The sequence below is a fragment of the Thiomicrolovo immobilis genome, from assembly GCF_039645955.1.
Lineage (GTDB): Bacteria > Campylobacterota > Campylobacteria > Campylobacterales > Sulfurimonadaceae > Thiomicrolovo > Thiomicrolovo diazotrophicus.
Genome location: NZ_CP147916.1, coordinates 2,506,230 through 2,516,410, shown reverse-complemented (window position 1 = coordinate 2,516,410; position 10,181 = coordinate 2,506,230). Strand labels below are relative to the sequence as shown.

Annotated in this window: 10 protein-coding genes; all 10 read left to right on the top strand. The window is 58.2% G+C overall.

Annotation, left to right across the window (positions count from 1 at the left end):
* The first annotated feature begins 75 nt into the window (after positions 1-75).
* The 10 genes from ruvC (at position 76) to WCX72_RS12965 (ending at position 10,179) form a co-directional block, all read left to right on the top strand.
* Entirely contained in the window at positions 76-564 is a 489-nt protein-coding gene (gene ruvC, locus WCX72_RS13010; RefSeq protein WP_231019525.1) for a crossover junction endodeoxyribonuclease RuvC, read from the top strand.
* Positions 561-686 carry a hypothetical protein gene (locus WCX72_RS13005; protein WP_255707353.1) on the top strand — a complete coding sequence of 42 codons (126 nt, stop codon included), beginning with the start codon at positions 561-563 and terminating at the stop codon, positions 684-686. Before ruvC ends, WCX72_RS13005 begins: the two co-directional genes overlap by 4 nt.
* A 99-nt stretch (positions 687-785) precedes the next feature.
* Positions 786-2,138, top strand: a complete 1,353-nt coding sequence (locus WCX72_RS13000) for an FAD-dependent thymidylate synthase (RefSeq protein ID WP_345970178.1) — start codon at positions 786-788, stop codon at positions 2,136-2,138.
* Entirely contained in the window at positions 2,135-2,386 is a 252-nt protein-coding gene (locus WCX72_RS12995; protein WP_345970177.1) for a hypothetical protein, read from the top strand. Before WCX72_RS13000 ends, WCX72_RS12995 begins: the two co-directional genes overlap by 4 nt.
* Entirely contained in the window at positions 2,383-3,474 is a 1,092-nt protein-coding gene (dgt, locus tag WCX72_RS12990; protein ID WP_345970175.1) for a dGTP triphosphohydrolase, read from the top strand. Before WCX72_RS12995 ends, dgt begins: the two co-directional genes overlap by 4 nt.
* A gap of 84 nt (positions 3,475-3,558) precedes the next feature.
* Entirely contained in the window at positions 3,559-5,367 is a 1,809-nt protein-coding gene (gene typA / locus WCX72_RS12985; protein WP_345970173.1) for a translational GTPase TypA, read from the top strand.
* A 142-nt stretch (positions 5,368-5,509) separates the two neighbouring features.
* Positions 5,510-6,529: a ribonucleotide-diphosphate reductase subunit beta gene (locus WCX72_RS12980; protein WP_345970171.1), complete on the top strand. Its 1,020-nt coding sequence runs from the start codon at positions 5,510-5,512 to the stop codon at positions 6,527-6,529.
* The gene (locus tag WCX72_RS12975; RefSeq protein WP_345970170.1) at positions 6,516-7,253 is read left to right on the top strand and encodes a carbon-nitrogen hydrolase family protein; all 738 of its coding nucleotides are present in this window, start codon (positions 6,516-6,518) and stop codon (positions 7,251-7,253) included. Before WCX72_RS12980 ends, WCX72_RS12975 begins: the two co-directional genes overlap by 14 nt.
* Positions 7,253-7,891 (top strand): protein-L-isoaspartate(D-aspartate) O-methyltransferase, encoded by a 639-nt coding sequence (locus tag WCX72_RS12970; RefSeq protein ID WP_345970169.1) that lies wholly within the window; start codon positions 7,253-7,255, stop codon positions 7,889-7,891. Before WCX72_RS12975 ends, WCX72_RS12970 begins: the two co-directional genes overlap by 1 nt.
* Positions 7,888-10,179 (top strand): AMP-binding protein, encoded by a 2,292-nt coding sequence (locus WCX72_RS12965; protein WP_345970168.1) that lies wholly within the window; start codon positions 7,888-7,890, stop codon positions 10,177-10,179. Before WCX72_RS12970 ends, WCX72_RS12965 begins: the two co-directional genes overlap by 4 nt.
* Positions 10,180-10,181 lie beyond the last annotated feature (2 nt).

Below are 10,181 nucleotides of genomic sequence, written 5' to 3'. Positions count from 1 at the left end.
TTCAAGCAGCGTAAACATGGGGCTTTACAAAAAGGATTCACAGGTGAATAACTTTTTTCACAGGGGGAAAAATAGGTGGTAATTCTCGGAATCGACCCTGGGACGCGCAACTGCGGATACGCATTGCTCGAACTCGACGGCGCAAAGATGCGGCTGATCGAGGCGGGCCTGATCAAAATGAAACCCGAAGCGCTGCAGCTGCAGATTCCCCAGATGGTGGAGGCGCTCGAGCAGCTTTTCAGGGCGCACCAGATCGACGAAGTGGCGATGGAAGATATCTTTTATGCGCACAATCCAAAAACGGTGATAAAATTGGCACAGTTCCGCGGTGCGATTACGTTAAAATTGTTACAGGAGTTCGGACAGTTTGACGAATATACTCCCCTGCAGGTGAAAAAAGCGCTGACGGGCAAAGCCAAAGCGGCCAAGGAGCAGGTCGCTTTCATGGTGAAACGGCTGCTGGGCATCACCCGGGAGATCAAACCGCTCGACATCACGGATGCCATCGCGGTGGCCATTACCCATGCCCAGCGGGTCAGACTCGCGAAAAAGGAGACAAGATGATGGAGTGGATCAAGGATTATGCCGTTTTGTACGAGGATCCCATGACCTGGCTGATCGTCGCGCCGGTGATTTTCGGCATTATCTACGTTGCCGTCAGTTTTTTCGGGGAACGCGGCAGATAAGCGGCCGAGCTGAAAGGGAAGCGGCATTTTTTCGCCGCCGCCGTTGCTTTCAAGTACCGATGGTACAATACCCCAATTTGTCATTTGCGGAGCGTCAGGATGCAGGTTGAATTCCTCGAAGTCGATACCCCCTCGAACGTAGCGGTTTCCGCCGCGCGGACCTGTTATTTCCCCAACGGCATCGTCACCCCCGACGCCAGCGCCTCCTGGAGTAGAAAAGATGACCTGCTCCAGGGGATCTTCAAGGGCGGGCATCACACGACGCTGATGCATACGCATGTCACGATGCTTATTTCGGGGATGAGCCGTCACCTGATCTGGCGGCTGCTGCACGCGCACCCCTTCTACAATTCCGAACAGGTCTCCCAGCGTTACGCGAAGATGAAGATCGAGAACTTCGTCTATCCCGCGGCGGGAGAACGCAGCGATTGGGAAGCGTACTACCAGCACTGTTTTGACGATTACGAACAGCTCATCGAAGTGCTGCTGCCGGACGTCGAGGCGGTCGTGCCGAAGTTCAGAAGGAAAGACAGCCGCAAAAAGGCGCAGGAGATGGCCCGGTACGTCCTGCCCGGGGGAATGAGTGCCTACCTTTACCATACCGTCAACATCATCACCCTTCTGCGCTACATCGCCGTGGCCAAAGCGATGCCCGAGTGCCGCGCCGAGGCGGAGGAGTTCGCCGCGATCATCGCGGAGGCGCTCGTGAAGATGGATGCGTCGCTGGCGCCGCTGGTGGAACATGCCAGGGAAGCCGCCCCGGTCTTCCCGGACTTCGATATGGCGGCGCACAAAGCGAAAATCGGCGTAACGAATGAAGCCGTCAAGGTGTACGACATCGTCGGCGACGCGGCCTTCGACGTCAACGAGAACTATGCGGACGTCTTGCGCTTCTCGCAGATGCTGCCCGACAGCGGCGTGCTCGGCGGGTTTTCCACCTATACCCGCCTCTCGCTCTCGGCCGATGCGCAGAACCAGCGCCACCGCCGCTCCCCGGCCGTGCGCCCTGCCCTGGAATCGATCTACGCCCGGAACGCCTATACCCCGCCGATCATCGCGAAAAATCCCGAAGCGCTCTCCATTTACGAGCGGGCGATCGCGCGGAGCTACGACTTTTTCGAAGTGCAGCGGGAGCTGCTCGGGTTCGGCGAGGCGGCCTACGCGCTCAGTAACGCCCACGAGATCGAACTGGTGGAGCGGGACGAATTCACCTCCTTCCATCACAAGGCGCAGATGCGGCTCTGCTACAATGCCCAGGAGGAGATATTCGATATCGTCTACGGCCAGGTGAAACAGCTGCGCGCCATGGGCGTGCCGGGAGCCGAGGAGCTGCTGCCGCCCTGCGCGACACGTTTCGCGATGAAAATACGGCCGACCTGCCCGGAAGGGGACCACTTCTGTGGGATCAAGGTCTGGAAACTGGAATTTGAAGATTACAAGAGGGAGATATGATGCGTATTGCCATTGCGGCGCTGGCGCTGCTGATCGGCCTGGCGGGCTGTTCGACCAAGAGTATTCGCGTCGGCGGAATGATGTGTCCGGAGGGGTACTCGCAGGAGCAGATTCATCAGGATATGCAGGAGTGCCGTTTCTACGGTCCGGCCGAGGATGAAGCGGCAGCCAAGGCGGCTTTCCCGAGAGACGTCGAGCCTGAATGCATCAAGTGCCTCGAAGAGAAGGGTTACAAGATTAGCGAATGAGACCCGACGCGCGATTTCACGGCATTCAGGACGACTTCCGTGCTCCCTATGCCCGTGACCGTGACCGCATTATCCATTCGGGCAGTTTCCGCAAGCTGGAGTACAAGACCCAGGTTTTCCTGAACCAGGAGGGGGATTTTTTCCGTACCCGCCTTACCCATTCGCTCGAAGTGAGCCAGATCGCCCGTTCGATCGCGGCGGAGCTCAGCCTGCGCGAACCGCTCGCCGAAGCGATCGCCCTCGCCCACGACCTGGGCCATACCCCCTTCGGCCATGTCGGCGGCGATACCCTTGACGAGTGCCTCAAGCAAGACGGCCATGCGAACGGGTTCGAGCACAATTTCCAGAGCTTCCGGGTCGTGACGGCGCTGGAGAAGCGCTACAGGACCTTCGACGGCCTCAACCTCACCTTCGCGACCCTCGAAGGGATTCTCAAGCACTCCTACCCCTACAAGAAAGCTTTTCTGCCCAAATGGATCGACACGGCGTTTGATCTCACGATGCACCCCTCCGTCGAGGCAATGATCGTCGACCGGGCCGATGAAATCGCCTATATGAGCCATGACATCGACGACGGGGTCCACTCGGGGCTGATATCCTTTGACAGCCTCCGCGGGAATCCTCTGATCGCCGAAATCCTGCAGAAGGTCTATGACGAGGGGATCGACGAGCGTGACGACGAGATGTTCCGCTACCGCTTCAGCTCCCACTTCATCAATCATCTCGTCTATTCGATGCTCGCGTATTCGCAGCCGCGGGTCGCGGCAGCGGCACCGGAACGCCTCCCCTCTTCCGAACCGCTGCCGATCGGGTTTGAACCGGCGCTGGAGACGGAGATCAAGAAGCTTAAAAAGCTGCTCTACCGCGATCTTTACCAGCACAAAAAAATCCTGCGCCACATGTTCGCGGGCAAACAGGCGATCCGGGGGCTCTACGCGGCGTTGACGGCGGAGCCGAAGATGATGCCGGAGTATTTTTTCGCGCAGACCGACTCCCGGGCCCACCACAGGGTCGTTGCCGACTATATTGCCTCGATGAGCGACCGTTTCGCGATGAAGCTTTACAACGAACTCTACGGCCGTATCTGAACGGCCACACCCCTTTCTAACTCCTTTTTCGGTATAATCGCGAAAAATTTTAATGGGCGCAGTCGCCTCATGAAGGAACCCCCCTTGCAAAAAATCAGAAACATTGCCGTAATCGCGCACGTCGACCACGGTAAAACGACGCTGGTCGACGGGCTTTTGGGCCAGTCGGGCACTTTTACGTCCCACGAGCATGTCGATGAACGTGCGATGGACTCCAATGCCCTCGAAAAAGAGCGCGGGATCACCATCCTTTCCAAAAACACGGCGATCCGCTACAAAGAGCACAAGATCAACATCATCGACACCCCGGGCCACGCCGACTTCGGCGGCGAGGTTGAGCGTGTCCTGAAAATGGTCGACGGCGTTCTGCTGCTCGTCGACGCCTACGAAGGTGTCATGCCGCAGACGAAATTCGTCGTCAAGAAGATGATCGCCCTGGGCAAGAAGCCCATCGTCGTCATCAACAAGATCGACAAGCCGGCGGCAGAGCCTGATCGCGTCGTCGACGAGGTATTCGACCTCTTCGTCGCGATGGAAGCCAGCGAAGAGCAGCTGGAGTTCCCGATCGTTTACGCCGCAGCGCGCGACGGCATCGCGAAGATGGACATGGGCGACGAGGACGGCAACTTCGAGTGTCTCTTCGAAGCGATCGTGAACGAGATCCCCGAGCCGGAAGGCGACGCGGGCAACCCGGCGCAGGCGCAGGTCTTTACCCTGGACTACGATAACTACGTCGGCAAGATCGGGATCGCACGTATCTTCAACGGCACCATCAAGAAGGGCGACAGCGTCATGCTGGCCAAAGCCGACGGCGAGATGGTCAAAGGACGTCTGAGCAAGCTGATCGGTTTCCACGGTCTTAACCGCATGGAGATCGATCAGGCGGAAGCGGGCGACATTATCGCCTTTGCCGGTTTCGAGACCGTCGACGTCGGTGACTCCGTCGTCGACCCGGCGAACCCGATGCCGCTGGACCCGATGCACATCGAAGAGCCGACCCTCTCCGTCGTCTTCTCCGTCAACGACTCGCCGCTGGCGGGTACCGAGGGTAAACACGTCACGTCCAACAAGATCAAAGACCGCCTCGAGGCGGAGATGACCACGAACGTCGCGATGCGCCTTGAGACGATCGGCGAAGGGAAGTTCAAGGTTTCCGGCCGCGGCGAACTGCAGATCACCGTCCTGGCGGAGAACATGCGCCGCGAAGGGTATGAGTTCGGTATCGGCCGTCCGGAAGTCATCGTCAAAGAGATCGAAGGGGTCAAGTGCGAACCGTTCGAGCACCTCGTCATCGATACCCCGGACGACTTCTCCGGTACGATCATCGAGCGCCTCGGTAAACGTAAGGCGGAGATGAAGTCGATGGTGCCGATGGGCGAGGGGTATACGCGTATCGAGTTCGAGATCCCTGCACGCGGCCTGATCGGTTTCCGCGGTATGTTCCTCACCGATACGAAAGGGGAGGGGGTTATGAACCACTCTTTCCTCGAGTTCCGCCCGTACTCCGGTACGGTCGAAAGCCGCCAGTACGGTGCGCTGATCTCCATGGAGGGCGGTGTTGCAATGGCCTACTCGCTCTTTAACCTCCAAGACCGTGGCGTCCTGTTCATTGAACCGCAGGACAAGGTCTACGAAGGGATGATCATCGGCGAGCACGCCCGTTCCAACGACCTCACCGTCAACCCGATCAAGGGCAAGGCGCAGTCCAACGTCCGTTCTTCCGGTGCCGATGAGGCGATCAAACTGGTACCGCCGCGCGATATGAACCTCGAAAAAGCGTTGGAGTGGATCGAGGACGACGAACTGCTCGAGGTCACACCGGAGAATGTCCGTATCCGCAAGCGCTACCTGACGGAAAACGAGCGCAAGCGTAACGACCGCAGCAAAAAATAACCGTTTTTTCCAACAGATCCGCCCGGGCGTCACGCTTCCGGGCACCCCCGATTTTTTCCCGATAAATATCCTGCGTTTTAAAGCATTTCAAACCTCACTTTCGCCATAATCGTTTACTTAACAACGACGAGGAATCAGCAGCATGCAGCGCAAACAGATCTACAATCCGGATTCACACGAACACGTCAATGACCGCCGTATTTTCGGGGGCAATCCCACGGGTATTTTCGAGCTCAACAATATCAAATACCAGTGGGCGTACAACCTTTGGGAGATGATGCTCAACAATACATGGTTCCCCAAAGAGGTCGATATGACGCGTGACGCCATCGATTACAAGAATCTGACCGATGCGGAGAAGACGGCTTACGACAAGGCGCTTTCGCAGCTGATCTTCATGGACTCCCTGCAGACGAACAATCTGATCGACAACGTCAACCCCTACGTCACCGCCCCGGAAGTGAACCTGATCCTCGTGCGTCAGTCCTTCGAAGAGGCGCTGCATTCGCAGAGTTACGCCGTTATGGTCGATTCTATCTCCAAAAACAGCGCGGAGATCTACGAACTGTGGCGCCGCGATATGATGCTCAAGTCGAAAAATGATGCGATCGCCGCCATTTATCAGCGTCTGGCGAAGGAGCCGACAGAGCGCAACTTCGTCCTCGCCTGTTTTGCGAACCAGATTCTCGAGGGGATCTATTTCTACAGCGGCTTCACCTACATCTACACACTGGCGCGTTCGGGCAAAATGCTGGGGTCGGCGCAGATGATCCGCTTTATCCAGCGCGATGAAGTGACGCACCTGGTGCTGTTCCAGAACCTGATCAACACCCTCCAGCGCGAACGTCCGGACCTCTTTACTGCGGACCTTAAAGCTGAAGTGTACGAGATGTTCAAGCAGGCCGTCGAGTTGGAGACGGCGTGGGGCAAATACATCACCCAGGGGCAGATCCTCGGCCTCACCGACGGCATTGTCGAGCAGTATATCCAGTACCTCGCCGACGAGCGCCTCAGCAAGGTCGGGTTCGAGAAGCTTTACAACGTTTCGCACCCCATCAAATGGGTGGATGACTTCTCCAAGTTCAACGACCAGAAAACGAACTTCTTCGAAGGCAACGTTACGAACTACTCCAAAGGCAGCCTCAGCTTTGACGACTTCTAAGACGCGTCCGCTCTGCTCCCTGACTTTCGGGACGCAGGGACGCACCTACGATGAAAACCTTGCCGTTCTACTCTCCCTGATCGCCGAAACGCCCGAAAACGCCATCGTCCTGGCACCGGAGGTCTGTCTGACCAATTTCGACTACGACAGCTTTGACGCGGCAGCGGACTTTGCAGCGATCGCCGGGCCGGAGCTGGAAAAGGCGAGCCGGGGACGGACGCTCATTCTGACGATGATCGTCCGGAAAGAGGAGGGGGTCTTCAACGTCGCCCGGGTCTACCACGACGGCGCGCTGCTGCACGAACAGGCGAAGGCAAAGCTCTTTAGCATCGGGGAGGAGGAGCAGTGGTTTGCGGCCGGCGGCACCGAAGCGATCGTCCCCTTCGATGTGGAGGGTATCCGCATCGGCATCCTGGTCTGCTTTGAGCTGCGTTTTACAGCGCTCTGGGAGCAGCTGCGCGGTGCGGAAATCATCTGCATTCCGGCGCAGTGGGGCCGGCTGCGTGCCGCACACTACGACATCCTCGGACAGGCGCTGGCCGTTGCCAACGAGTGCTACGTGCTGCAAAGCGACACCGCCAACAGCGATACGACGGGCCAGAGCGGCATCATCACCCCCTTCGGTGAATGTGTGCGAAACGGCGCAGACGCCCTGCTGGTACAGCCGTTTGAGCTGGACGAAGTGAAAAAGATGCGCCGCTATCTTGATACGGGAATACGATAATGAATGCCATTGCAGCGATGCGAAACAAAAAACTGGCCGAGGCGATACGTGAGCGCTTCGAGATCAGCGACACCGTTTTTGACGCCATTGCGTCGACGAATCGCGAAGTTTATGTGCCCAACGGCTTCAAACAGCACGCTTTCAAGCTCGATGCGCTGCCCATCGGGGCGGCACAGTGGATCAGTTCCCCGCTGACGGTGGCGAAGATGACCGAGTACCTGCAGTGCAGCGATGCCGACAGGGTCTTGGAAATAGGTTGCGGCAGCGGGTACCAGGCGGCGGTCCTGTCGCACCTTTTCCGGGGGGTCTTTACGATCGAACGGATCGAGCCCCTGATGCGCGAGGCGAAAAAACGTTTCCGGGAGGAGGGGATCACGAACATCCACACCCGCACAGACGACGGTCAGCTGGGCTGGAGCGCCTACGCCCCCTTTGACCGCATTCTCTTTTCCGCTTCCGCAGACCACATTCCCCAGGCGATCATCGATCAGTTGGCTCCCCGCGGCGTGCTGGTCGCTCCGATGACGCGTGATGGGGGCCAGGTCATTGTGCGCTATGTTAAAATAGGCGATCAGCTTATTGAAGAGGAGCTTGAAGTGTGTTCGTTTGTACCGGTGCTTGACGGGGTTCAGAAATGAAGATCGGTAAAGTATGGAATGAGAAATTTTCACGGGAGGGGTATCTGTACGGTACCCAGCCCAACAGCTACCTCAAAGAGGTGATGGATGCACTCCCTCAGGGTGCGCGGATCCTTTTCCTCGGCGAAGGGGAGGGCAGAAACGCCTGTTACGCGGCGGAGCAGGGCTTTGAAGCCCATGCCATAGATGCGTCCGAAGTCGGGCTGCAAAAGCTGCAGGAGATGGCAAAGAGCAGGGGGGTGCGCGTCGAGGTCTCGCACATGGATCTGGCACACTGGGAGCCGGAGGAGCGCTACGACGCGGTGCTCTGTTCGTACCTTCACCTCGAGGAGCCGCTGCGCACGGCGGTCTTTGTCAAGGCGCTCTCCGCCGTCAAAGATGACGGCCTGTTCGCCGGCGAGTTCTTCGCGACGACGCAGATCGAACGCGACTCCGGCGGTCCGAAGGCGCCCGAGCTGCTGTATGATCTCAAGAGCTTCGATAAGCTCAAACGCCCCTGGTTCGACTGCGAGGAGCTTGAAGCGTGCAGTATCGAGCTGGACGAAGGGAAGGGGCACCAGGGACTTGCGGACGTCATCCGCGTGCGTTTCCGCCACAACAGCGACCCGCGTTTCAAGATCACGCTGCCGGAACTGACGCTCGGCGCACTGCTGGAGCGTTCGGTCTCGGAATACGGCCAGCGGCCCGTCCTGCGCAACGTCGATGAGAGCGTGGCGCTGAGCTACACCGAATTCGGGGAAGCGGTCGCCGCGCTGAAGACGCGCCTGGCCGATGCAGGCATCGGTATCGGAGACCGCGTCGCGCTTTGCAGTGAAAACATGCCAAACTGGGGGGTCGTCTATTTCGCCGTGACGACGATGGGGGCTGTCATCGTCCCGATCCTCCCCGACTTCCATGACAATGAAGTGCGCCACATTATCACCCATTCGCAGAGTAAGGCGGTCTTCGCATCGGCCAAGAAGCGCGAGGCGCTCGACGAGGGGATACTCTCCTCGCTGGTTCTGCTGGTGCTGACCGAGGATCTCAGTGATGATCCCACCTTCGCCAAACGGAGTCCTACGATCCTTCAGAAGGTCAAGGAGGGGGTAAAGGGCTCTAAACACGCTGACGTGCTTTACAGGCCCTCTGAGGACGATATGGCGGCGATTATCTATACTTCCGGCACGACAGGTAGCAGTAAAGGGGTGATGCTGACGCACCGCGCCCTGACGTTCGAGGCGCTCGTTGCGCAATGCGTGGTCGAGGTGGTGGCGGAGGACCGTTTCCTCTCCATCCTTCCGCTGGCGCATACCTATGAGTGTTCCGTCGGCTTCCTGCTCCCCATTGTCAACGGTGCCAGCGTCTACTACCTTTCCAAGGTCCCGACGCCGAAAATCCTCATCGACGCGATGGCCAAGGTCAAACCGACGGTCATCCTCTCCGTTCCGCTGGTGATCGAGAAGATCTTCAAGAACCGCATTCTGTCGAACTTTCACAAGAACGCGCTTATGCGGACCCTCTATGCCGTACCGTTCATCCGGAAGGCGCTGCATAAGATCGCCGGGAAAAAGCTCCTGCAGACTTTCGGCGGCGAGCTGCGCATCTTCGGAATAGGCGGGGCACCGCTTTCGCCGATGGTGGAACACTTCCTGGATGACGCGGGCTTCCCGTATGCCATCGGTTACGGCCTGACGGAGACGGCGCCCCTGCTCGCGGCCGGCGCTCCTTTTAAGACGAAAGTAGGGGCGATCGGCCCGGCGATCTCCTCGGTCGAGCTGCGCATCGCCGACCCGGACGAAAAGGGGGTCGGGACGGTCTGGGCCAAGGGGCCGAACGTCATGCTCGGCTATTACAAGGATCCGGAGAAGAGCGCAGAGGTGCTGCACGAAGACGGCTGGTTCAATACAGAGGACCTCGGCTATATCGATGCGGAGGGCTACCTTTTCCTCAGCGGACGTTCCAAAAACGTCATACTCGGTCCCAGCGGCGAAAATATCTATCCCGAGCAGCTCGAGGCGAAGATCATGGAGGACGAGCTTGTCGAGGATGCGCTTGTCTACGAGGTCGAAAAGCAGCTCGTGGCGCGGATTCACCTCAATTACGAAATGCTCGACGAACACATGGACATCACGAAGCTCTCCGAGACGGAGCAGCACATTGAGATTGAAAAACTGCTCGAGCGCATCAAAACAGAGACAAACGAAAGCGTCTCCAGGTTTTCCCGTATCGCGCGGGTGATCGAGCAGCGCGAACCCTTCGTCAAAACGCCGACGAAAAAGATCAAACGTTACCTCTATACGAACGGCTAACG